Here is a 23440-nt window from a genome sequence, read left to right as displayed (position 1 = left end):
CGGCCGATGCGCTCGCCGCATGCCGCGATGCACCGCGACTCAGTCGAATGCGACGCCTCGAGCCGCGAGGAAGGGCACCGCGTCGACGGCGACCCCGCCGAGGCGCACCTCGAGGTGCAGATGACATCCGGTGGAGGCTCCCGTGCTGCCGACGGTGCCGATCAGTTCGCCGGCCGACACGGCCTGTCCGGGAGCGACGAGCACGCCGCCGTCGGCGAGGTGCGCGTAGCCGGTCGACACGTCGGCACCGTGGCCGATGAGCACCCAGTTGCCGTAGCTGCCGTTCGGCCCGGCCTCCGCGACGACGCCGGCGGTCGCGGCGTAGACCGGCGTGCCGCAGGCCGCCGCAAGATCGGTGCCGCGGTGGAACTCGTTGACGCCCGCGACGGGCTTGTCGGGCCGGGGTCCGTAGCCGTCGGTGATGCGGCCCGCGACCGGCTCCGCCCAGCCCTGGCTGCTCAGCTGCCCGGCATCGTGCGGCAGTGATTCGACCACGGCGATGCTCGACGCGGCGACTCGCGTCTTGAGGTCGCTCGACTCGTTCGTCGCCGTCTGGAGCACCCGCGTCGCGCTCGCGACCTGGTCTGCGACGGCGGAGATGTCGATCGTGCCGGCCTCGGCCTCGGCCTCGGCCGCGCGGTCTTCGGCGCGCTCGGCTGCGGCGGCGCGCTTCGCCGCGATCGTGAGCAGCTCGTCGGCGTCACCGGCGATCTGGGTCACCCGGGCGACGGCCCCGAGGCCGGCGAGCAGATCGTTGCCCGCGCCGAAGACGGCGTCCATCGAGCCCATCGCCGCGCCGTCGCCCTGCGCCGCGGCCAGGGCGATGCGAGCCGCGGCGTCGGCCTCGTCGCGCGCCTCTTCGGCGTCGACCTCGAGCTGCTCGGCGATCGAGTGGGCCAGCTCTTCGGTCGCCTGCGCCGATTCGAGCTCCGCCTCGGCCTCGCGCAGCTCGCTGGCCGCCCGGTCGATGGCGGACCGTGCGCCGAGCAGCGCCAGGAGTTCAGGATCGATTCGCGCGCGCACGATGCGGCCGACCGGGCCGGCGCCCTCGAGCGCGACCGGCGTGCCGGAGCGAGTGACGCCGCCGGGTGCCGAGGTGCTCGAATCGGTCGGCGCGGGCTCGGAGGGAGCGGGGCTCGGAGCAGGTGTGGGAGACGGCGTCGGAGTCGGCGTCGGAGGAATCGGCGTCGGCGTCGGCGTCGGAGGAATCGGCGTCGGCGTCGGTTCGGGGCTCGGCGTGGGCGTCGGCTCGGGACTGGGCGTCGGCTCGGGGCTCGGAGGCGGCGTCGAGGGCGGATCGCTCGGCGTCGGAGTCGGCGTCGGAGTCGGGGTCGGCGTCTCCGATGTCGGCGCACTCGTGGCAGCTCCGGGACCGGGCGCCGGCTCCGCGGCCTGGGCGGGGCCGATCCCCGCCACGCCGAGCACGATCGCGGCTGCAGCGGCAGCGAGCGCGAACCCGTCGCTCCGGGCACGCCGTACCTGGAGCGGCCGCTCGTCGTGGCCGGAGAGGAAACGTCTCGACATCATGGGTTCCGTTCGGCTGCCGGATCGGTGACCGACTCCCTCAGTCTCGCATCGGCGTCGGAGGCGCACAACAGCCGAGGGCGCGGCCCGGGCGCTCGGTCGCGACGCCTGTCGCGCCACTCCGGCGGACTCGGGCGGATCGGCCGGAACGGGGTCAGGCAGACGACATCGACTCGACATCCGCCGGCCACGTCTCCTTCAGCGAAGGGGAGCCGTCCCGGTCCTGGTCCCGAGCGCGCACCGAGCACGCGGCGTGAGCGTCAGAGGGATTCCAGGCCCCGGGGCACCGTGCCTCCGGCACCGTTTCATCACTTGCCGTACACCTGTAGCAAGCACACCGGAGGGGCTGCGGTAACCTGTCGCCCCGAATGTTCTCTTGAACAGCAGACCATGCTCCTGCCCCAGAGAGACCACCGTGACCGGCATCCATGATCTCGTGCCCGGCGAGCTTGAGGCACCTCACGCACGCGTCGTGTTCACCGCATTCCGTCTGTCCGACAGTCCGATGCTGCTGGCGTGGGGCCGGTTCCGGGAACCCCTGGCCGCGGCGACGCGACCCGCTGCGACGGGAGCGGCGCGTCGTGCCGCGCCGCTCGTCCCGGCCCCGAAGACGCCGGGTGCCGTATCGGGCCTGTGGCGCCTCCTTGCGACGAACAACCGTGAACTCGGCCGAAGCTACCTGCTCTACTCGAGTTTCGAGGCGGCGCGCATGCACGTGCAGCGGCTGCAGCGGCACGCGGCCGATCTCGAGGTCTCCGCAGTGATGGGCCCCGAGCCCGCGACGCACGGATGGATCGTCACCCACGACGGTGTGCCGGTGATGACGTGCGGCCGCTGGTACAGCTCGACCTCGGCGATGGCCGCATCGGTCGCGGGCACGCTCGCGGCCCTGCCGAACGCCGTGCTGTCGGCCGAGGTCGATCGACCGGCCCCCTCGGGCCGGCTCAGCCGGCGACTCACCTCGAGCGGGCATGCCCAGTCCTGGTGACCGGACGCCGCGCGCGGCGTCCGCGCCGCGGTGGGCGGCCGTGTGCGTCGTCGCCGCGTTCGTCGGACTCCTGGGATGGCTCGTCGGCGGCGTCTTCGCCTACTCCGAGCCGGGCGCGCACGACCGGCTCGCGTCGTCGCTCGTCTCCGATGCGATCGATCCCGTCGCGGAACCGCCGGCCGGGCTCGCCGAGCTCGCGGCCCCCGACGCGGCCCCCGCGAGCGTGCGCGGCAACGCCGATCGGGTCGACCCCGCGTGGGCGGCCGCCACGGCGACGCGCACCGGGATCCCGGTGCGCGCGGTGCGCGCCTACGCGGGCGCCGAACTCGCGATCCGCGGCGAATCGCCCGACTGCCACCTCGGGTGGTCGACCCTCGCCGGCATCGGCCACCTGGAGTCCGGCCACGGAACCCACGCGGGCTCCGCTCTCGACGAGCGCGGCGTCGCCCGGCCGGCGATCCTCGGGCCCGACCTCGACGGCACGGAGTTCGCGGCGATCGACGACACGGACGGCGGGCTGATCGACGGCTCGGCGCGGGTCGACCGTGCCGTCGGCCCGATGCAGTTCATCCCCTCGACGTGGGCCCGCTGGGGGGCAGACGGCGATGGCGAGGGCACGGCCGACCCCCAGCAGATCGACGACGCGGCGCTCGCCGCCGGCCGATACCTGTGCAGCTCCGGCGACCTCTCCGACCCGTCGGGGTGGCGCAGGGCGATCTTCTCCTACAACCACGTCGAGGCCTACGTCGACGCCGTCGCCGACGCAGCCAACCGCTACGCGCAGTCCGCACCCGAATGACGGGAAGCTCGAGCCTCATCTCCGACCGGTACCGACTCGGGGAGCTCCTCGGTACCGGCGGCTCCGCGTCGGTGTTCGCCGCCATCGACACGAGCAGCGGCGACCGGGTCGCGTTGAAGCTCCTCCACCCGCACCTGTCGGGCCGGCCGAGCGCGCGCGAGGCGTTCTTCGCCGAGGCTCGACGCGCGCAGCAGCTGCGCCACCCGAACATCGTGGGGGTGCTCGGGGTCGGCGTGCACGAGGCATCCGGAGACGCCGTCGCGTGGATCGCGCTCGAACGCGCCGAGGGCCTCAGCCTGTCCGAGCACGTCGCACGCCACGGAGCACTCGCCGTCGCCGAAGCCGTCGCCGTCGCCGACGGCGTGCTGCGGGCCCTCGAGGTCGCACACGGTGCCGGCGTCATCCACCGCGACGTGTCTCCGGCGAACGTGATGGTCGTCGCCGGCGAGCAGGGCGAGATCGGCGTCGACGGCGTGCGGTTGCTCGATTTCGGCCTCGCGGATGCCGCGGGGCGGGCGGCGCTCGGCGCCGACATCCTCCGCAGCGACGACGCCGTCGGCGACGCCGGCGTGATCGGCAGTGTCGACTACCTGTCGCCCGAGCAGGCACGCGGTGCCCCGGTCGACGAGCGCGGCGACCTGTACCAGCTTGGAGCGGTGCTCTCGTTCGCGCTCACCGGGCGCGCACCGTTCCAACGCGCGACGGCCGCGGAGACGATCCGGGCCCACCTCGCCGCGCCTCCTCCCGTGCCGTCGGTGATGGACTCGCGGATTCCGCGGGGGCTCGACCGCATCGTGGTGCGCGCCATGCTCAAGGATCCCGACGACCGGTTCCCCTCCGCGGCCGAGATGCGGGCCGCCATCGAGATCGAGGTCTCCGTCGCCGAGCCGGCCCTCGCCGAGCCCGGTCGGCTCGATCCGCTCCCGCCGACTGCGACCCGGGTCCTCGGGCGCACGAGCGTGCCGGCCCGGCCGTCGGATGCGGTGTCGACGGCCGTGCACCGCGTCGCCCGGACCACGGCGCCAGGCGTGAGGCCTGGTGCCGCGAAGCGCATCGTCGGCGGGCGACCGCGACGGCTCGGAGCCTGGGCGTCCGCGATCGCAGCCGTCGCCGCGGTCGGGGCGATCCTCGCGTTCGTCGCCGCCACGCCGCCCGCCGCCACCGCGCCGCCCAGCTCCGCACCCGCGGTCGACGTGCCGGCCGGCCCCGGCCCGTCGGCCTCGGCCGAGGCCGACGCGCCCGCAGAGACCGTCGACGTGCCGGAACTCGCGATGATGTCGCTCGCCGAAGCCCGGGACGTGCTCAAGGCCGCCGGTCTCGTCGCGGGCACGCTGTCCGTGATCGATTCGGGACACGCCGGCGACACGGTGCTCGCATCGGCTCCGGGTGCCGGCACGCGCGTCGACCAGGGCAGCGTGATCGGATTGACCGTCGCCTCGGGGTTCAATCGGGTGCCCGAGACCGTCGGGATGTCGCAGGCCGGTGCTGCCGCGCTCCTCGAGAGCGCCGGCTTCGCGGCGAACGTCGCCGTGGAGCGGAGCGGCACGGCCGCCGCCGGTACCGTGCTCGGCGTCGAACCGCACGCCGGTACCGTGCTGCGGATCGGCACGACCGTCACGATCGTCGTCGCGGCGAGCGCCGAGCCGGCGCCGACGCCGGCACCCACACCGTCGCCGACGCCGACGCCCACACCGACGCCCGCGCCGACCCCCGGGCCCCCGGGCGGTTGAGGGCCCATGCGCCACGCCCAGTCCACGTCTCCTTCGCGCCCGCGACGTCGGTCGTTCACCCTGCTCGCGGATCGTGTTCCGAGGTCACGGCTTCGCCGCTGCACCACAGCCCGCCCGTGTCATCCCTGAGGAACCCGATGAGCCCGTCCTCGTGTCGTTCGGCCGCGTCATGAACGCGCCGGACGGATCGTCGCACCGCGCCGTCGTCGACGCGGATCCGCCCTTCGAGCCGGTCGACGAGATCGCGACGGCTTCGCGAACCTCGCCCGACGGTGGTCGCACCGAGGTGCTGCGTGCTCCGGTGTCACCCGGGCCGGCATCGGAACCGTCACGGGATCGCGCCCGATCGCTCGCGTCGAAGCCGTCGGCCGCCGACGGGGTGTTCCGGGCCCTCAGCTACTCGGCCGGCGGGATCACCGTCGCCGTCATGCTCGCGGTCGGCGTCTTCCTCTCGCTGCGTGCCGGCGATGCGCTCGCCGTCTCGGGATTCTCCTTCCTGACCGAGCAGAAGTGGTCGCCCGAGACGCAGACCTTCGGCATCGCCGCAGTGCTGTTCGGCACGGTCTCGATCGCGCTCGTCGCGATGAGCATCTCGGTGCCGCTGGCGCTCGGCACCGCACTCCTCATCTCCGAGATCGTGCCGGGCCGTGTGAAGTCGATGCTCGTCTCGCTCGTCGACCTGATGGCTGCCGTGCCGAGCGTCGTCTTCGGGCTGTGGGGCGTCTTCTTCCTGCAACAGAATGTGATCCCGGTCGCGCAGTGGATCTCGATCTACTTCGGCTGGATTCCCATCTTCGCCGTCACGGGCCCCGACGGGGACCAGCTCACCGATGCCAGCGCGTTCACCTCGTCGGCGTTCATCGCCGGCATCGTGGTCTCGCTCATGGTCGTGCCCACCCAGACCTCCGTCATGCGCGAGGCGTTCTCGCAGGCGCCCCCCGGTGAGCGCGAGGGCGCGCTCGCGCTCGGGTCGACCCGCTGGGGGATGATCCGCACGGTCGTGCTCCCGTTCGGCCGAGGCGGCATCATCGGCGGCGTCATGCTGGGCCTCGGGCGCGCGCTCGGCGAGACGATCGCGGTGTACATGATCATCTCGCCCATCTTCACGATCAACTGGCAGGTGCTGAAGACCGGCTCCAACTCGGTGTCCGCGCTCATCGCGCTGCGCTACGGCGAGGCGAGCCAGTTCGGCCTCTCGGCACTCATGGCGGCGGGACTCGTGCTGTTCCTCATCACGCTCGTCGTCAACTTCACGGCGTCGTCGATCGTCGCTCGATCGCGCTCGGGCGCGGAGAGTGAGGCGTAACCATGAACGCGACCGACACGATCACGACGGTCATCGACCCGGCGGAGCTCGCCGAACTCGAGGGCGGGCGTCACGCCGCCCCCTCGGGTGAGAGCGACCCCGCGGCATCCGCGGGCCGCGTCGGCCGAACGGTCACACCGCAACGTGGCGACCTCCCGATCGGGCCCCGCCGCCAGGTGCGCGGCGCCACCCTCGACGACCGGTTCAACCTGCTAGGCGCGCTCGCCGCCGCGGTCGCGGTCGCGGTGCTGCTCTTCGGCTGGTTCACGCCCATGACCGGGGCGGTGGGATGGGCCGTCGTGGCGTTCGTCTGCTTCATCGGCATGTACGCGTTCCTCGTCGCACTGCGTGCCGATCGCCAGGAGGTCGCCGACCGGGTGATGACGGCGCTGCTCTACAGCGCGGGCGGCGTGCTGCTCGGCGCGCTCGCCTTCGTGGTGCTGTACACGGTGGGCCGCGGCATCCCGGCGATCAGCCACCTCAACTTCTTCACCGAGACGATGGGCCTCGCCGGCCCGCTCGACCCGCTCACTGCGGGCGGCGTGCTGCACGCGATCGTCGGCACCCTGATCCAGATCGGCATCGCGCTCGCCGTCACCATCCCGCTCGGCATCGCGACCGCGGTCTTCCTGAACGAGATCGGCGGGCGATTCGCACGATTCGTGCGCACCGTGTCCGACGCCATGACGGCATTGCCCTCGATCGTCGCCGGCCTCTTCGTCTACGCCGCCGTCATCACGCTCGTCACGCATGAACGATCGGGGTTCGCCGCATCGCTGGCGATCTCGGTCATGATGCTGCCGATCATCATCCGCGCCTCCGACGTCGTGCTGCGACTCGTCGCCGGAAACCTCCGCGAAGCCTCGTACGCCCTCGGAGCGAGCCGCTGGCGCACCGTCTGGCATGTCGTGCTGCCGACCGCGCGGCCCGGACTCGTCACGGCCGTCATCCTCGGCACGGCGCGCGGCGTGGGAGAGACCTCGCCCGTGCTCCTCACCTCGGGCGTGACCGCGGCGATGAACCTCAACCCGTTCTCTGGGCCGATGATCTCGCTGCCGCTGCAGGTCTTCGAGCTCGTCAAGTCGCCGGAGCCGAACATGATCGCGCGCGGGTTCGGCGCGGCGGCCACCCTCATCTTCCTAGTCCTCCTACTCTTCGCCATCGCGCGCCTCGTCGGCGGACGCGGCCCGGGTCAGCTCTCGGGCCGACGACGTCGCGCGGTCGCCGCGGCGTCGGCGCGTGACGCGCAACGCATCGCCGAACGGCCCGCGCGAAGCGCGCCGGCCGAGCCACAGCACCACCCGAAGGAGCACCCCCAATGACCTCGCGTCGACGCCTGTTCCGCCTCATCAGCGCCGGCATCGCCGGCATGCTGCTCCTCGGCGTCGCCGGGCAGGCCGCTCCGCAGTCGGCCCGCGCCGACTCCTGGGCGCCGATCTCCGGGTCGGGTTCGACGTGGTCGCAGAACGCGCTCGATCAGTGGCGCACGAACGTGCTCGCGAACTACGGCATGAAGGTCGACTACAACGGCATGGGCTCCTCGGCCGGGCGCACCGACTTCCTCAACGGCGCCGTCGACTTCGCGGTGAGCGAGATCCCGTTCCAGTCCCAACCGCAGGACGGCTCGCAGCCCGAGAACCCGCGCGGCGGGTTCGCGTACATGCCGATCGTCGCCGGCGGCACCTCGCTCATGTACAACCTGAAGATCGGCGGCAAGCGGGTGACGAACCTGCGTTTGTCGGGGCCCGTCATCGCCAAGATCTTCACGGGCGCCATCTCGAAGTGGAATGACGCGGCCATCCAGGCCGACAACCCGGGCCTCGCGATGCCCGACCGCCCCATCGTGCCCGTCGTCCGCTCCGACGGATCGGGGTCGTCGGCGCAGTTCACGCTCTGGATGTCGCGCCAGTACCCCGACACCTGGACGAGCGGCATGACCTCCCAGTTCCCGCCGCCGTCGAACGGCAAGGCGCAGAACGGCTCGCTCGGCGTGGCCGGGTACGTCAGCCAGAACTACGGCGAGGGCGCCATCACGTACGTCGAGTACTCCTACGCGTTGAAGGCGGGATTCCCGGTCGCGAAGGTGCTGAACTCCTCGGGCTACTACATCGAGCCGACCGCGTCGTCCGTCGCCGTCGGCCTCATGCATGCGCAGATCAACTCCGACCTGACGCAGAACCTCGACGGCGTCTACAACAGCGCCGACCCGCGCACGTACCCGCTCTCGAGCTACTCGTACATGATCGTGCCCACCGAGGTGAACTCCGCGGTCTACCGCACGTTCACCGCCGAGAAGGGCAAGACGCTCGGCACCTTCGCGAACTACATGCTCTGCGAAGGACAACAGCAGGCGCCGCAGCTCGGCTACTCGCCGCTGCCCATGAACCTCGTGCTGGCCGGGTTCGAGCAGATCAAGCGCATCCCCGGGGCATCCGTCGGCGACGTCGACATCAATGCGTGCAACAACCCGACCTTCAAGCCCGGGGACTCTCCAGGCAGCAATCAGCTCGCCGCCACGGCGCCGCAGCCGTCGGACTGCGACAAGCAGGGACCGAACCAGTGCACGACCGGCACCGCCGGAGCGCCCCAGGAGACGGCGATCACGGGGTCGGGGTCGGGCGGCGGCTCGTCGGACGCCGGGTCCACGGCGGGCGGGGATGCCGCCGCCGCCGGTGCTGCGGCCGGTGCTGCGGGTTCCGAGCCGCTCTACGACGCCAACGGCAACCTCATCTCCGGATCCGCGACGACGGCCGGGCTCGCGGTCTCCTCGCCGTTCACCCTCGCGGACGAGGGATGGGGCGCCGCCCAGTTCCTGATGCTCGCGGCCGGCGCGTTCCTCGTTGCGGCGATCGTCGTGCCGCCGCTGGCCTCCCGTCGTCTTCGACGGGGTGCGTCGACCCCGAACTGACCGCCGCAGCGGTTGAGCCGGAGCGCCGCGCGCTTCCGGCTCATCGGCGTGTCGAAACCCCAGTTCAACTTTGATTTCGTGCGCGTTCGGGATGTCGCGACTCCGCGCCATGTCCGCGCGAGACGTCGTTGCCGCATCGTTCATCTGAATGACACGAACCGCCCATACTTTCGACCCGGATCGGCAGTGAGTCTGCCGCGAATCACCTTGGAGCGTCCTGTGCCCGAAGCACGTACCGACCGCCGCGCATCGACGTGGATGGCATCCGGCGTCGCCGGAGCCCTCACCGGTGCGCTCGTCTTCGGCGTGTTCGCTCTGGCGGGTGTCGCGGCATCCCCCTCTGCTCATGCCGACGACGCCCAGTCGGTGACCGTGACGGCCGCCCAGCAGGACCCCGACGTCGAGAACGCCCCGTTCCCCGATCTCGCGATCACGGTCTCGCAGACCAGCGGTCTCGTCTCCCAGGGGCTCGAGATCAGCTGGACCGGCGGCAAGGAGTCCTCGCCGCCGACCCAGCAGACTGGCGGCGAGAACTTCCTGCAGTTCGCGCAGTGCTGGGGGGATGCTCCCGACGGCGGACCCGACCGCGAGACGTGCCAGTACGGCGCCTTCCTGACACCGGGCGCCACTCGCGACGGCAACCGAAGCGAGGGCACCGTCGCCCCCGAAGACGCCGCATTCTCGACGCCGGCGAACGGCTTCCTCTCGCCCGCCTACTCCGCGGTGCCGTTCCGCTCGGTGACTGGGGAGACCGTCGCGGCGGTCGTCGGTGGAGCGAAGGTTCCGGGCGTGAGCGTCAACACCAACGAGTTCTTCACGCAGTTCACGTCGAACGAGATCCCGTGGGCCGGATCGGCGTCGAACGGCGAAGGCTCGACGAAGTTCGAGGTGCAGACCGCCGTGCAGTCGCGGGGTCTCGGCTGTGGATCCCGGGTCACCGCCACCGACGGCAGCGTCACCGGGGCATCCTGCTGGCTCGTCGCCATTCCCCGCGGCACCGCCGACGCCGGCGAGTCCGCGATCATCAAGTCGGGGCTGTTCTGGGACACCTGGAAGCACCGCCTCGCCGTGCGCCTCGACTTCCGCCCGCTCGGGCTCAGCTGCACGATCGGCGCCGCCGAACGCCACCTCGCGGGCTCCGAACTCGCCGCGACGGCGATCGCGTCCTGGCAGCCGACGCTCTGCGGCGCCCAGGGCGGTGACGCCTACACCCTCCTCACGGGCCCCGAGAGCGACGCGTCGGTCGCCGCGAACGGCACGATCCCCGCCCCGCTCGCACTCACGTCGCGGCCGCTCGCGCCCGACATCACCGACAAGCTGAGCTACGCGCCCGTCGCGCTCACGGGCGTGACGGTGTCATTCGCCATCGACCGGCTGCCGAAGGTCGACGGCACCGTGCCGCCGGAGTACGCGGCGAAGGCACGCCTGCCCTTCGAGTCGATGAAGCTCACCCCGCGCCTGATCGCGAAGCTGCTCACCTCCTCGTATCGCGATGCACTGCCGTTCGACGCCGATCGCAGTCACCTCGGCCACACCGCAGGAACGGCATTCGTGCCGAACCCTCGCAACCTGCTCTTCGATCCCGACTTCCTCGAGGTCAACGCCGACGATCCTGAGTGGTCGCAGCAGGCGATCGCGAACGTCTCACTGTCCGACATGATCGTCCCGCAGGGGCGTTCGGATGCCGCGTACGCCCTGTGGAGCTACGTGATGGCCGACGCCGAGGCGCGCGCCTTCCTCGCGGGCGCACCCGATCCGTGGGGCATGGTCGTGAACAAGTGGAGCTCGACGGATGGCGCGATCAACCCCACGCAGAACGGGGTCGAACTGCCGAGGGAGGACTTCCCCAAGGCCGACCCGTCCGAAGTGGCCGCCGTTCCGCAGGGTCCCGCGGCGATCAACACCGTGACCTGGCGTCCGTACACGAACACGCTCGACACGGCCGGGTACCTCACCTTGCGCGGCGACGGTCTCGTCCTCGGCGCGTGGGACGCGTTCGGCAATCCGCCGAAGTACGTCAAGACCCCCCGGAACCTGCCCGGCAGCCAAGGGGTGATCGGGCTGACCGACACCGCGGCTGCGGCGAAGTACCAGATCGTGACCACCTCGTTGCTGAACCCGGCGGGGCAGTTCGTCGCTCCGAGCACGGAGTCGATCGCCGCTGCGGCGGCGGCCATGACCGCATCCTCCACTCAGCCCCAGGTCTACGGCTTCGACTTCTCATCGAGCAGGGCGCAGGGCGCACCTGCGGCCTACCCGCTCGCCATGCCGGTGTACGCCGCGGTCAATCCCGCGATGACCGATGCCCGCCTGCGGGCCAGCTACGCGACGTTCATCCGCTACGCGGCATCGACCGGACAGACGCCCGGCGTCGCGCTCGGGCAGTTGCCCGAGGGCTATGCGCCGCTGCCCGAGGGGTGGCGCACCCAGGCCGTTGCCGCCGCCGACGCCATCCAGGCGGGCACGCCGGCGAAATCGCCCGTACGGGGCAGCGTCCAGTCGACGGGCCAGGCGCCGCGAACGGCGGCCACCGGGCTCACCCCATCCAGCTCGACGGCGGGCGGCTCCCCGGTCCCCGCCGACGGCGCGCCGGAGGCGACCGGTGAGGCCGCCACCGCGCTCTCGGGCGCAACGACGCCAGACGACCCCGAGCTCGTCGGCGTCCAGGCCGCACTGCCCATCAGCCTCCTCGCCGGCCTGGCGGGCGCTGCCGCCGTTCCGCTCATCCCCCGATTCCGTCAGCGTCGCTGACCATCCCGACTTCACCCGACCGTTCCATCGCACCACCCGAAGTACCGCACCACCCGCAATGCCGCATCACCCGAAGTACCGCATCACCCGCAGGACCGCATCATCTGCAGTTCGGCACATCGTCACCTCCACATCCACACCTCTCGGATAGGAACTCAGTGAAACTCAAGAAGATCGTCGCGCTCAGCGCGGCCATCGGTGTCGCCCTCTCGGGCGTCGCCATCGCCTCGTCCGCCTCCGCGGAGCCCGTGTCGAACAGCTACGTGGCTGTCGGCTCGGACACCCTGCAGGACTCGATGAACGCGCTCATCAACGGCACGAGTGCGTCGGGATCGTTCGTCCGCGTCAAGTCGGGCATCTCGACGCTCGGCAACTTCGACTCGTTCGGCTCCGCCGCGATCCAGACGAAGAGCGCCGGCGTGTACTTCGCCCGCCCCGCAGGCTCGAGCCAGGGTCGCGACGCGCTGCGTCGTTCGATCGACGGCGCGAACTGGTCGGCGAGCGGCAACACGACGCCCGCGAAGCCCATCCCCGGCCAGGTCGACATCGCACGTTCGTCGAGCGGCCCGGGCTCCAACGCGGACGCGAACGGCAAGCTCCTCTACGTGCCCTACGGCCGTGACGCACTCGCGTACGCCTACAAGGGCGGCACCGCCGCGTGGGCGAACCTCACCGCCGCGCAGCTCAAGGCGATCTACGAGGGCACCCTCACGAGCATCGACGGCGTCACCGTGACGCCGAAGCTGCCGCAGAACGGCTCGGGCACGCGCAGCTTCTTCCTCGGCGCGATCGGCGTGACGAACCCCTCCGGTGTGGCGGACCAGGCGACCACGACGCTTCCCGAGAACGACGCGACCGTGCTCGGCGACAACCAGATCATCCCCTTCTCGGTGGCGAACTGGGTCTCGCAGGGCAACAACGTCTCGGGCGTGAACACGCTCGCCGCAGCTCCGACCGTGCTGCTCGGTTCGCCCGTCGCCGGTCAGGTGCCCTTCACCGGCACCGCGCCGAACCTCGTGCCGAGCGCCGGCTACTACTCCAACAGCACCTTCGGCCGCGACACCTACCTGATCGTGGAGCGCTCGCGCGTCGACTCGACGTTCTCGGGCTCCGCCGCGTTCGACCCGGCACTCGCCAACCTGATCGACTCCACCAAGTCGAACAGCCTCACCAACTTCGGCAACCTCGCCTTCCACCCGGGCGCCGTGAAGAAGAAGTTCGGCTTCCTCGCACCTTCGAGCAGCACTCCCATCGCCGCGTACCCCGCCGGCTGATCCCGCTTTCAGAGAAAGAGAACACGAACATGCTCAAGTCCATCCGAGCGAAGGCAGCCGTCGCCGGCGCCATCGCACTCGCACTCGTCGGCGCCACCGCGCCGGCAGCCATGGCGGCCATCACGCCGTCCGGCTCCTCGTCGGCCTTCTACATCCTCGACGACAACGCGACGCTCATCGCTGATGGCGCCGTTCGTCAGTGGGATGACTTCATCCTCGGCAACCCGAACGCCGTCAACCCCGGCGACGCCTTCGTCGGCTCGGCCGACGCGACGGGCGTGAAGGTCTTCCTCTCGACCCGCGGCCAGGAGCGCGACATCCAGAACTGGGTCGGCAAGAACGACGCCGGGTTCGCTCCCGGAACGAAGGACGTCTCCTACCCGAACATCTCGATCTTCCAGATCGACGGCGCCAACATGGGCACGGTGAAGACGAACGGCGGTCAGTTCTCGCTCGGCATCGCCTTCACGAAGAGCAACGACGTGCTGATCGCCGACTCCGGCGTGATGTACGCGCACATCACCGTCTACCCCGGCGGCACCTGGAGCTACGTGGCGTCGACCGACGTCACCGCGCCCGTGGACCCCTGTGTCGCCGACCCGGCCTCGTGCCAGACCGGCGACATCGACCTCCAGGCGACCACCATCGCCGCTGAGGACGGTGCGCTGCAGCTGACCGTTCCGGCGAACGCCGCGGCGACCTTCGGTACCGCGACGCTCGTGAACCGCCTGTCGACCTCGACGGCCACCCTCCCCGAGGTCACCGTCAGCGACGACCGCGTCGTCTCGCGCCCGGGCTGGACCCTGACGCAGTCGGTCGCGAACTTCGTCTCCGGCACCAACACCATCGAGGCGAAGCACCTCGGCAGCACCCCGAAGGTCGTCGCCGCGGGCACCACCTCCACCACGGCGACGGCCGGCGCCGCGCAGACGCCCGGCACCGCCGCCTACCCGTCGGCATTCGCCGACGGCGCCGCCGGTCCCGGCAGCCTCGGCATCACGAAGCTGAGCGCCGACCTCAAGCTCGTCGCTCCGGTTGACGCGCCCGCCGGCACCTACACCTCGAAGATGACGCTCACGCTCGTCTCGAAGTAGCTCCGCAACAGGGGAGGGGCGGCGCTTCGGCGCCGCCCCTCCTCTGCGTTTCCGCGGACCGCCCCGCCGGAGCCGCCCCGCCGGAGATCGCCCCTCGCCGTCTCTCGTTCACGGCTCGTTCAGCACTCGGATGAGTCGAGGACAACCGGTGCTGGGGAGATGTACTGTGCAATCTTTCCCGACCCGTGCGCGCCCGATCTCCCGTCTCGCCGCGCTCCTCGCCCTCGCCTTCCTCGCGGGCACGGCCGCCGCCATCGCGCCCGCCGCCGGCTCGTTCGCCGAGGGAGACGACGGCACCATCGGCATCTCGGGCGCCCCGCTGGCTGATGCCAACACCACCGGTCGTACTCGGTTCAGCTACCAGGTGAGTCCCGGTCAGACAGTCGAAGACGCCTACGTGGTCGCGAACACGGGCACCGTCGCCCAGACCTTCGCGGTCTTCGCGACCGACGCGTTCAACAGCGAAGACGGCGGCTACGGCCTGCTCGACACCGGAGTGGCGCCCTCGGACGCCGGTGCCTGGGTCGTGTTCGACGGCGGCACGACGAAGCTCGACATTCTGCTTCAGCCGGGCGAGTCGAAGGTCGTGCCGTTCTCGGTCACGGTGCCGGCGGATGCCGCGCCGGGCGACCACGCGGCCGGCATCGTGATCTCCGCGGTCTCGCCCGACGGGCAGGTACTCGTCGACCGACGCGTCGGCACGCGACTCTACGTGCGGGTGCCGGGCGAGCTCCAGCCGAACCTCACGGTCTCGAGCATGACCGCGTCGTACGAGCCGACCCTGAACCCGTTCGCGGGCGACACCACGGTCACGTTCACGGTTCGCAACGCGGGCAACGTCGCGCTCGGTGCCGACATGATCGTCGGAGTGACGGGCGTCTTCGGCGTCGGCCTGGGCGCCGCCGTTGAAGAGGAGCTCAGCGAAATGCTGCCCGGCAGCACCCGCACCGTCACCGTGGTCGTGCCCGGCGTCGGGCAGTGGGTGTACCTGAACCCGTACGTGTCGATGGCGCCGAAGGTCGACCCCGAAGCGCTCAACCCGGGTCCGCTCAGCGTGGTGCACCGTGACATCGTCATCTTCGTCGTGCCGTGGGTGCTGCTCGCGCTCGTCGTGATCGGACTCGGCGTCTGGGCCTGGATCCGCTTCAGCCGCAGCCGCAACGACCGGAACGCGAAGGCCTGGATCGAACACACCGAGGCGGAGGCGCGTCGCAAGGCGGATGCCGAACGCGACCTCGTCGGCGCGGGCGAGGGCTCGCGCGGCGTTTCGGAGAGCTGAGCGCCGTGGGTCGGGATCGCAGCGGCCGAGGGCGGGTCGCGGGGGCGGGTGCACTGGGAGTCTCGGTGACACGCGGTGTCGCGGCTGCCGCGCTCGCGACGATGCTGCTGGGCGGCGGGGTCGCGGCCGCGCACGCAGCCGGTGACGAGGTGCGGAGCGCGCTCACGTGCCCCGAGCCGCCGAACGTGCGCGGCATCGAGCTCTCGGCGACGGTCCTGGGCCCACCGCCGAAGCCCGAGCCCACGTCGACGGCGGCACCCACGCCGGTGCCGAGCTGCGGTCCGAGCGCCCCTCCGGTCAGCCGCCCGAGTGGCAGTACCCCGGTCGGGAGCTCGGGCGGGAGTGGATCGCCGAGCACGCGCGGCCCGGGGAGCGTCGCCCCAGGGGCATCCGTCGAACCGGTCGTCGACCTGCCCCCCGGACCCGATGAATTCGAGCTCGGCGGCGTGCTCTACCTCGGCGGCCTGAGCAGCGGGTACTCGCCATCACCCAACCCCTTCGGCGGCGACCTGCAGCTCTGGTTCACCGTTCGGAACGTCTCGGACTCCGCCATCACGATGCGGGCCGACTTCTGGATGGAGGGGCCGTTCGGTAACCGGATCGGCCAGGTCGACGACGTGCGCGTCGTGAATCTCAAGCCCGGTGAGCGGCGCACGATCAGCGCCGACGTGCCCGGGGTGGGCCAGTGGACGCTCATCTCCGCACACGCGCGCCTCACTCCGCCGAAGGTGGTCGACGGAACCGAGCTCACCCCGGTCACCCGCGACGCCTTCGTCTTCGCGCCGCCGTGGCTCATCGGCGTGACCGCCGCGGCGCTCCTCGGGGCGGCCGCCGTGCGGCACTTCCTGCGGCGGGCCGAGCTGCCGATCGTCGCCGGGGAGACCGCGTGACGACCACCGAGCTCGAGGAGTACGACAGCGCCGACACGGTCGGCGACGCCACCGCCGCGCCATCTGCACGTCGGCTTCGCCCGCCGAGGCCGCCGAAGCTCCCGAGGCCGCCCAAACCGCCCAAGCGTCCGCCGCGGGCACCGGTCGTCTACGCCCCGCTCAGTCCCGCGCAGGCGTTGGCCCGCAGCGCCTCGGCGATGCTCGCCGCGCTGGCGCTGATGTTCGTGCTCAACCTGATGCTGTTCGGCCATGTTCAGCACTTCGCCGCGCAGCAGCGATTGTCGGACACGTTCCGAGCCGCACTCGAGGCGGGCACCGCGCCGGTGAGTGAGGGCGACTTCGACGACGTGCTGCTCGCCGACGGCGTGCCCGTCGCCCTGCTCGACATCCCGAGCCTCGACCTCCGGGAGTTCGTCGTCGAGGGCACCTCGTCGGCGCAGCTGACGGCGGGCCCGGGGCATCGTCGCGACACGGCGCTGCCCGGTCAGGCGGGGGTCAGCGTCATCATGGGCCGGAACGCAGCGTACGGCGGCCCGTTCTCGGGCATCCAGCGACTGGCCCCGGGTGAGAAGTTCACCGTTCGCACCGGCCAGGGCCTGCAGAAGTTCGAGGTGATCGGGCTCCGGTACGCCGGCGATCCGACGCCGCCTGCGCCCAAGCGCGGCGAGAGCCGGCTGATCCTGCAGACCGCGCGCGGCGCCGCGTTCGTGCCGGGCGGCATCGCCTACGTCGACGCGAAGCTCACCTCGGAGGTGCAACCGGCAGGGGCCCGGCAGACCTCGAGCCTGACGCTGCCGAGGGAGGACACCGCCCTCGCAACCGACACCACGACGGTCTGGGCCTTGGTGTTCGCACTGCAGCTCCTCATCGTCGTCGAAGTCGCGGCAGTCTGGGCATTCCGCCGGATCGGCGCGCAGAAGACCTGGATCGTATTCGTCCCGGTCGTCCTCCTCGCCGGTCTCTTCGTCGCCGATCAGGTGGCCCGCCTGCTCCCGAACCTCCTCTGATCCCGCCCGATTCGAAAGCCGGAACCATGTCCGAAAACACCACCACCATCGTCGAGGTGCTGCCCGAGAGCCGGGCGCGAGGCCGGGGCAGCCTGCTGCCTTCGCTGCGCCTGCCCGGGATGCGGAACGCGACCGCCACCGCGCCGGCGCCGGCCGACGAGCCCCCCGCGCCCCTCGCAACCCTCGACGCGCGCGACATCTCCGCCTGGTTCGGCGATCACCAGGTGCTCGACCGCGTCTCGCTCACGATGCCCGCCGGTGTGGTCACCTCGCTCATCGGGCCGTCGGGATGCGGCAAGTCCACCTTCCTGCGCATCCTCAACCGCATGCACGAGCTCGTGCCCTCGGCGAGTCTCGCCGGCGAGGTCCTGCTCGACGGCGACGACATCTACGACACGGGCCGGCGCCTCGTCGACGCTCGCAAGCACATCGGCATGGTCTTCCAGAAGCCCAACCCGTTCCCGGCGATGTCGATCTACGACAACGTGCTCGCCGGGCTCACCCTGACGGGCATCCGAGCCTCGCGCGACGAGAAGGACCACCTCGTCGAGACCTGCCTCACCAAGGCGGGTCTCTGGCGGGAGCTCAAGGACCGCCTGCGCGCGCCCGGCGGCGGACTCTCGGGCGGCCAGCAGCAGCGCCTCTGCATCGCCCGCTCCCTCGCGGTGAAACCGCGCGTGCTGCTCATGGACGAACCGTGCTCGGCGCTCGACCCCACGTCGACGCGGGTGATCGAGGAGACGATGCTCGAGCTCGTGCACGACGTCACGATCGTGATCGTCACGCACAACATGCAGCAGGCGCAGCGTGTCTCGCAGCAGTGCGCGTTCTTCCTCGCCTCGCACGGCACGCCCGGTGCGATCGTCGAGCACGGCGACACGGAGGCGATGTTCGCCGACCCGATCGACCCGCGCACCTTCGATTACGTCAATGGGCGGTTCGGCTGAGCTGAGACTCAGCCCCGGGTGTCACCCGCTCAGGCGAGTGCGCCCGTGACCGCGCTCGCACGTGCGGCCACGTCGCCCGATGCCACAAGCGCCGAGATCGCCTCGATCTCGGGCGAGAGGAAGCGGTCGGGCCCCGGCACGGCGCCGGCCTCCGCGACGAGCGACACGACCGCGCCCGTCGCCGCGCCCGGTGCGAGCGGTGCGCGAAGCGCGAGCCCGCGCGCGGCGGTCATGACCTCGATCGCGAGCACGCGGGCGAGTCCGTCGATCGCGCGACGCAGCTTGCGGCCTGCGGCCCAGCCCATCGACACGTGGTCCTCCTGCATCGCCGACGACGGGATCGAGTCGACCGACGCGGGTGCGGCCAGCCGCTTCAGCTCGCTCACGATGCCCGCCGCGGTGTACTGCGCGATCATCAGGCCCGAATCGACCCCGACCTCGTGGGCGAGGAACGGCGGCAGACCCTGGTTGCGCGCTCGGTCGAGGAACCGGTCGGTGCGCCGCTCGCTCATCGACGCGACATCCGCGACCGCGATCGCCAGGAAGTCGAGCACGTACCCGACGGGTGCCCCGTGGAAGTTGCCGTTCGACTCGACCCGGCCGTCGAGCGTCAGCACGGGATTGTCGATCGCGCTCGCGAGCTCGGCATCGGCGACGGATGCCGCGTGCGCGAGCGTGTCGCGGGCGGCGCCGTGCACCTGCGGGGCGCAGCGGAGCGAGTAGGCATCCTGCACCCGGGTGCACTCGGGGCCCTGGTGGCTCGCGACGATGGGGGAGCCGGACAGCAGGCGCCGCAGGTTCGCGGCCGAGGCCGCCTGTCCGGCGTGCGGACGCAGTCGGTGCAGATCCTCGGCGAAGACGGCGTCGGTGCCCATGAGCCCCTCGACGCTCATGGCGGCGGCGATGTCGGCGGTGGTCAGGAGCATCCGGAGGTCGTCGATCGCGAGGGCGAGCATGCCGAGCATGCCGTCGGTGCCGTTGATGAGGGCGAGGCCCTCCTTCTCGGCGAGGCGGAGCGGCGTGATGCCGGCGGCGGCGAGGGCGCCCGCGGCATCCGTGATCGAGCCGGTCGAGGCACCCGAGCCACCCGAGCCACCCGAGCCGGTCGAGCCACCCGTGCCGCTCGACGGGCCCGCGACCCGCACCTTGCCCTCGCCCATCGCGACGAGCGCGCAGTGCGCGAGGGGTGCGAGGTCGCCGGAGCAGCCGAGGGAGCCGTACTCGCGCACCACCGGCGTGATGCCCGCGTTCAGGATCGCCGCGTAGGTCTCGGCGGTCGAGCGGCGCACGCCCGTGCGGCCGGTCATGAGCGTCGAGAGGCGCAGCAGCATGAGCGCGCGCACGACCTCGGTCTCGACCTCGGCGCCCGATCCGGCGGCGTGCGAGCGCACGAGGCTCGCCTGCAGCTGGGCGCGGCGGTCTTCGGCGATGAAGGTCGTCGCGAGCGCGCCGAAGCCGGTCGAGATGCCGTAGTGCGGTTCGGGGTCGGCGGCGAGGCCCTCGATGACCGCGCGGCTCGCCGCGACGCCGTCGAGTGCGGCCGGGTCGAGCACGACGGTCGCCCGGCCGCGCGCGACCGCGACGACCTCGTCGATGCCGAGCGGGCCGGTGCCGACGGTGACGGATGCCGCGGCGCGGGCGGGTACGGAATCGGGAGCGATGCTCATGCCTCCGATTCCACACCGCCCTCGCGCGCGCGGGAACACGACCAGAACAGCAGCCGTCCGGTATCCCAGACGAGGGCGTAGGCTGAAGCCGAGCCATCTCGTCGAGAGGACCCAACGTGTCGGAATCGAGCAAGCAGCGCGACGAAGCGCGCGCAGTCGACCGCGGGGTGTCGAAGGTTCCCGCGGCCGATCAGACGCTCGCGATCCTCGCCCACCTCGCGGCGCAGCGCGGGCCGGTGCCCGCCGTGACGATCGCCCACGCGCTCGGCCTCCCGCGCTCGACGGTCTACCACCTGCTCGCCGTCATGCAGGAGCGTGGCTTCGTCGTGCACCTGCCCGAGGAGCGCCGCTACGGGCTCGGCATCGCCGCGTTCGAGCTGTCGAGCGGCTTCTCGCGCCAGCAGCCGCTCGCCCGTCTCGGCCGGCCCCTCGTCGCCGCCCTCGTCGATCGTCTGGGCGAGAGCGGGCACCTCGCCGTGCTGCACGGGCGCGACGTGCTCTACCTCGTCGAGGAGCGCGCGCCGCGGCGGCCATCGCTCGTCACCGACGTCGGCGTGCGCCTGCCCGCCCACCTCACCGCGACCGGCCAGGCGATGCTCGCCGCGCTGCCGCCTGCGCAGTTGCGCGCGCTCTACCCCGACCGCTCGGCGTTCGCGTCGCGGCGACCGCAGGGCGAGGCGGATGCCGCGGGCGGCGGTGCCGCGGAGGCCGCGGACTGGAGCTACGGTCGCCTGAAACGCGAGCTCGCCGAGGTGCGTGCTCGGGGCTGGGCCGATGAAGACGGCGAGGTGACCCCCGGGCTCGCCTCGGCGGGTGCGGCCGTCGTCGACCACCTCGGCTGGCCGGCCGCCGCGATCGCCGTGACGTTCCCCGATGGCGCGCGACCCGAGTTGCGCGAGCAGGCGGTCGCCGGAGTGCGAGAGGCGGCGGCGACGCTGTCGCGCCGCATCCGCGGCATCCGCTGAGCCTGCCCGACTCAGCCCGCTCGGGGCGCGAGCCAGCGCCGGAGCATCCGCGTGACGAACGGCAACGCCCAGAACGTCATGATCGGCGTGAGCAGGAGCGTCGTGACGAGCACCTTCCAGACCACGGCGAGCTCGTTCCAGCCGGGCAGGAACGAGGTGACGAGCAGGGTGAACACGAGATTCAGCGGGAAGAAGCCGAGCCAGATGGTCACGGCCTGCTTCCATCGCGGCGGCGCGGGCGGCAGTTCGTCGAGCACGACGGATGCCGCGGCATCCGTCACCGGAACCGAACCCGTCGCCGGCTCGTCGAACCAGCCCTCGATGCCGGTGCGCCGCCTGCTGCGTTCGGAGCGCACGAATTCCTCGCCCATCGAGAGCCACCAGGTGCGTTCGGGCGAACGCTCCCACGCCTCGAGCGTCTCTTCACTCGCGAAGCGGTAGAGCATGTGCCAGACCTGCGAGCCCTCACCGGCGCGCACCCAGCCCGAGCCGAGGAAGCCCGGGTACTTGTTGGCGAGGTTCACGCCCGTCTGCACCCAGGCGGTCGCCTCGGAGATGCGCTCGGGGTCGACCTCGCGCCGGATCGAGACGGTGATCGGTTCCGTCGTCATGAGAGCTTCCCGGTCAGAGCTGGTCGGCGACCACCGCGGCCGCCTTGAGCCACGCGTCGTGCGTCTCGGATGAGAGCGCGTCGAAGTCGATCGTGCCGCCGTCGACGAGGGCGGCGTCGTAGGGGATCGTCGTGACGGCGGCGGTCAGCGCACCGAAGTGGTCGGTGAGGCGCTGCTCGAGCTCGCGATCGGGACGCTCAGAAGGGGACGTCAGGATCGTGACGGCGCGGTCGACCTTGTCGCCGAAGCCCTTCTCGGCGAGTCCGTCGAGCAGCCAGGCGGCGCTCGCGGCGGTGTCTTCGCGCACCGTCGAGACGATGACGAGCTGATCGGCGGCGGCCACGGCGGCGACCCAGTTCGAGGCGCGCATGTTGTTGCCGGTGTCGACGATCAGCAGCCGGTAGTACCGCGAGAGCGTGCGGTGCAGCCGGTCGAAGGCGGCGTCGTCGATGGTGGATGTCGCGGCGGCATCCTCATCGGAGGCCAGCACGTCGAACCGGGCGTCGACCTGCGTGCGCACGTAGTCGTCGAGCTGGCTGAGGCTCGCGACGCTGGGGTTCTCGAACCGATCGAGGTCGGTGAGCAGGTCGACGGCGGTGCGGTGGTGCGGGGTGTGCTGCGCGCGCCAGCCGAGGGTGCCGCGCGTCTCGTTGTTGTCCCACGCGAGCGTCGAGCCGCCGCGGAGCCGGCCGAACGTCGCGGCGAGCAGCAGCGTGCTCGTGGTCTTGTGGGCGCCGCCCTTCGGGTTCAGCACGACGATCGTGCGCGGGCCGTCGAGCCGCTTCTGCACGCGGTTCGTCTGCTCGTGCTTCGTCTGCTCGGTTGCGCTCGGCTTCGGCGAGATGAGGCCGCCGCTCATGCGGCGCACCCGGCCCTGCCAGCCGGTGGTCGCCTTCAACGGGCGCACCCGGGGGCGGCTCGAGAGCAGGTCGTCGACGGTGGGACGGTGCGGCCTGAGGTCAGCCGCAGCCGCAGCCGCAGCCGCAGCCGGGGCCGGGGCCGGCGCGGGCGCCTCTGCTGCCGGAGCCGACACCGGTGCCGCTGGTGAGTGCGATGGTGCTGCGGCCCGCGAGGGCGCGGCGGCCGGTGCGGATGCGGCGACTGGAGCGGAGGGCGAGGATGGCGCGGGGATCGTCGTCGGCGCCGCGACCGGGCTCGGCGATGCATCCGAGGCCGAGGTCGAGGCCGAGGCAGAGGCCGAGACCGGCGCAGGAACCGGTGCCGAGACCGAGACCGAGGTCGAACCGACCCCGGCGGCCGGGAGCAGGAGCGGGATCGGCGCGGTCGGGGTCGGGCGCGAGTGCTCCGTTTCATCGGGCAGGAGGCCCGTCGGAACCTCGGTCACCCGACCGTCGGCCTCCACCGTCAGCGTCCAGTGCGAGGAATCGTCGATGAGCGAAGCCGTGGCCTCGATGCCGAGACGCTGCGCGCGCTCCTGAACGAAGGCGACGACGCGGTCGCGCAGCTCGTTGCCGTCGGCGGCCTGGATGCCGACCACGCCGCCGTCGGCGTGCACGTCGGCTTCGGTGGCGGAGGTCAGGAACACGGTGACACCGTCGTGCGTGTTGATCGAAGTGGACAATTCGTTCCCCTCAGGTCCGTGTGCGTGGTTGCTGCACGTGCGCCGGCGGTGGGGCGCCGGGTGAGCACGGAGCCCGGTGTTCGCGTCGATTGCGCATGCGAGGCGCACGTGCACGTGT

General features: G+C 71.7%; 19 protein-coding genes. 15 read left to right on the top strand and 4 right to left on the bottom strand.

The window, feature by feature from the left end; translation table 11 throughout:
* Positions 1 to 39: 39 nt before the first annotated feature.
* Entirely contained in the window at positions 40 to 1023 is a 984-nt protein-coding gene (locus DCE93_RS13025) for a M23 family metallopeptidase (protein ID WP_168186231.1), read from the bottom strand.
* Positions 1024 to 1063: 40 nt separating this feature from the next.
* Between DCE93_RS13025 and DCE93_RS14665 the strand changes: the two genes are divergently transcribed.
* From DCE93_RS14665 to DCE93_RS12960, 14 genes are all read left to right on the top strand, one after another.
* Positions 1064 to 1555 (top strand): hypothetical protein, encoded by a 492-nt coding sequence (locus DCE93_RS14665; protein ID WP_168186230.1) that lies wholly within the window; start codon positions 1064 to 1066, stop codon positions 1553 to 1555.
* 384 nt (positions 1556 to 1939) lie between these two features.
* A complete protein-coding gene (locus DCE93_RS13020) occupies positions 1940 to 2512 on the top strand; it encodes a YegP family protein (protein ID WP_108596252.1) in 573 nt (190 codons plus the stop codon).
* Positions 2496 to 3311, top strand: a complete 816-nt coding sequence (locus tag DCE93_RS13015) for a lytic transglycosylase domain-containing protein (protein ID WP_108596251.1) — start codon at positions 2496 to 2498, stop codon at positions 3309 to 3311. Before DCE93_RS13020 ends, DCE93_RS13015 begins: the two co-directional genes overlap by 17 nt.
* Positions 3308 to 5041 carry a protein kinase domain-containing protein gene (locus DCE93_RS13010; RefSeq protein WP_108596250.1) on the top strand — a complete coding sequence of 578 codons (1734 nt, stop codon included), beginning with the start codon at positions 3308 to 3310 and terminating at the stop codon, positions 5039 to 5041. Before DCE93_RS13015 ends, DCE93_RS13010 begins: the two co-directional genes overlap by 4 nt.
* Positions 5042 to 5210: 169 nt before the next feature.
* A complete protein-coding gene (gene pstC, locus DCE93_RS13005; RefSeq protein ID WP_108596786.1) occupies positions 5211 to 6347 on the top strand; it encodes a phosphate ABC transporter permease subunit PstC in 1137 nt (378 codons plus the stop codon).
* 2 nt (positions 6348 to 6349) lie between these two features.
* On the top strand, positions 6350 to 7669 hold the full coding sequence (pstA, locus tag DCE93_RS13000; RefSeq protein WP_108596249.1) for a phosphate ABC transporter permease PstA: 1320 nt from the start codon (positions 6350 to 6352) through the stop codon (positions 7667 to 7669).
* Complete coding sequence (gene pstS / locus DCE93_RS12995; protein WP_108596248.1) at positions 7666 to 9255, top strand: phosphate ABC transporter substrate-binding protein PstS; 1590 nt, start codon at positions 7666 to 7668, stop codon at positions 9253 to 9255. The genes pstA and pstS overlap by 4 nt, the downstream gene beginning before the upstream one ends.
* 219 nt (positions 9256 to 9474) lie before the next feature.
* Positions 9475 to 12006: a hypothetical protein gene (locus DCE93_RS12990; protein ID WP_133411787.1), complete on the top strand. Its 2532-nt coding sequence runs from the start codon at positions 9475 to 9477 to the stop codon at positions 12004 to 12006.
* Positions 12007 to 12164: 158 nt separating this feature from the next.
* Positions 12165 to 13280 (top strand): substrate-binding domain-containing protein, encoded by a 1116-nt coding sequence (locus DCE93_RS12985; RefSeq protein WP_108596246.1) that lies wholly within the window; start codon positions 12165 to 12167, stop codon positions 13278 to 13280.
* A 29-nt stretch (positions 13281 to 13309) separates the two neighbouring features.
* Positions 13310 to 14374 carry a hypothetical protein gene (locus DCE93_RS12980; RefSeq protein WP_108596245.1) on the top strand — a complete coding sequence of 355 codons (1065 nt, stop codon included), beginning with the start codon at positions 13310 to 13312 and terminating at the stop codon, positions 14372 to 14374.
* A gap of 166 nt (positions 14375 to 14540) precedes the next feature.
* Positions 14541 to 15653, top strand: a complete 1113-nt coding sequence (locus DCE93_RS12975) for a COG1361 family protein (RefSeq protein ID WP_165906038.1) — start codon at positions 14541 to 14543, stop codon at positions 15651 to 15653.
* A gap of 65 nt (positions 15654 to 15718) precedes the next feature.
* Positions 15719 to 16543, top strand: a complete 825-nt coding sequence (locus DCE93_RS12970; RefSeq protein WP_108596243.1) for a hypothetical protein — start codon at positions 15719 to 15721, stop codon at positions 16541 to 16543.
* Positions 16540 to 17550 (top strand): sortase domain-containing protein, encoded by a 1011-nt coding sequence (locus DCE93_RS12965; RefSeq protein WP_235825154.1) that lies wholly within the window; start codon positions 16540 to 16542, stop codon positions 17548 to 17550. Before DCE93_RS12970 ends, DCE93_RS12965 begins: the two co-directional genes overlap by 4 nt.
* A 26-nt stretch (positions 17551 to 17576) precedes the next feature.
* Complete coding sequence (locus DCE93_RS12960) at positions 17577 to 18497, top strand: phosphate ABC transporter ATP-binding protein (RefSeq protein ID WP_244284175.1); 921 nt, start codon at positions 17577 to 17579, stop codon at positions 18495 to 18497.
* 29 nt (positions 18498 to 18526) lie between these two features.
* Here the strand turns inward: DCE93_RS12960 and hutH are convergent, their stop codons facing one another.
* The gene (gene hutH / locus DCE93_RS12955; protein ID WP_108596242.1) at positions 18527 to 20164 is read right to left on the bottom strand and encodes a histidine ammonia-lyase; all 1638 of its coding nucleotides are present in this window, start codon (positions 20162 to 20164) and stop codon (positions 18527 to 18529) included.
* A 116-nt stretch (positions 20165 to 20280) separates the two neighbouring features.
* Here hutH and DCE93_RS12950 point away from each other — a divergent pair, with 116 nt between their 5' ends.
* The gene (locus DCE93_RS12950; RefSeq protein ID WP_244284174.1) at positions 20281 to 21129 is read left to right on the top strand and encodes an IclR family transcriptional regulator; all 849 of its coding nucleotides are present in this window, start codon (positions 20281 to 20283) and stop codon (positions 21127 to 21129) included.
* An 11-nt stretch (positions 21130 to 21140) separates the two neighbouring features.
* Here the strand turns inward: DCE93_RS12950 and DCE93_RS12945 are convergent, their stop codons facing one another.
* Entirely contained in the window at positions 21141 to 21740 is a 600-nt protein-coding gene (locus DCE93_RS12945) for an antibiotic biosynthesis monooxygenase (RefSeq protein WP_108596241.1), read from the bottom strand.
* A 13-nt stretch (positions 21741 to 21753) separates the two neighbouring features.
* On the bottom strand, positions 21754 to 23322 hold the full coding sequence (locus DCE93_RS14465; RefSeq protein ID WP_244284173.1) for a MinD/ParA family ATP-binding protein: 1569 nt from the start codon (positions 23320 to 23322) through the stop codon (positions 21754 to 21756).
* Positions 23323 to 23440: the final 118 nt, after the last annotated feature.

The sequence above is a fragment of the Agromyces badenianii genome (assembly GCF_003070885.1).
In the GTDB taxonomy this organism is placed as follows: Bacteria; Actinomycetota; Actinomycetes; order Actinomycetales; family Microbacteriaceae; genus Agromyces; species Agromyces badenianii.
This window is presented reverse-complemented; position numbering and strand designations above follow the sequence as displayed.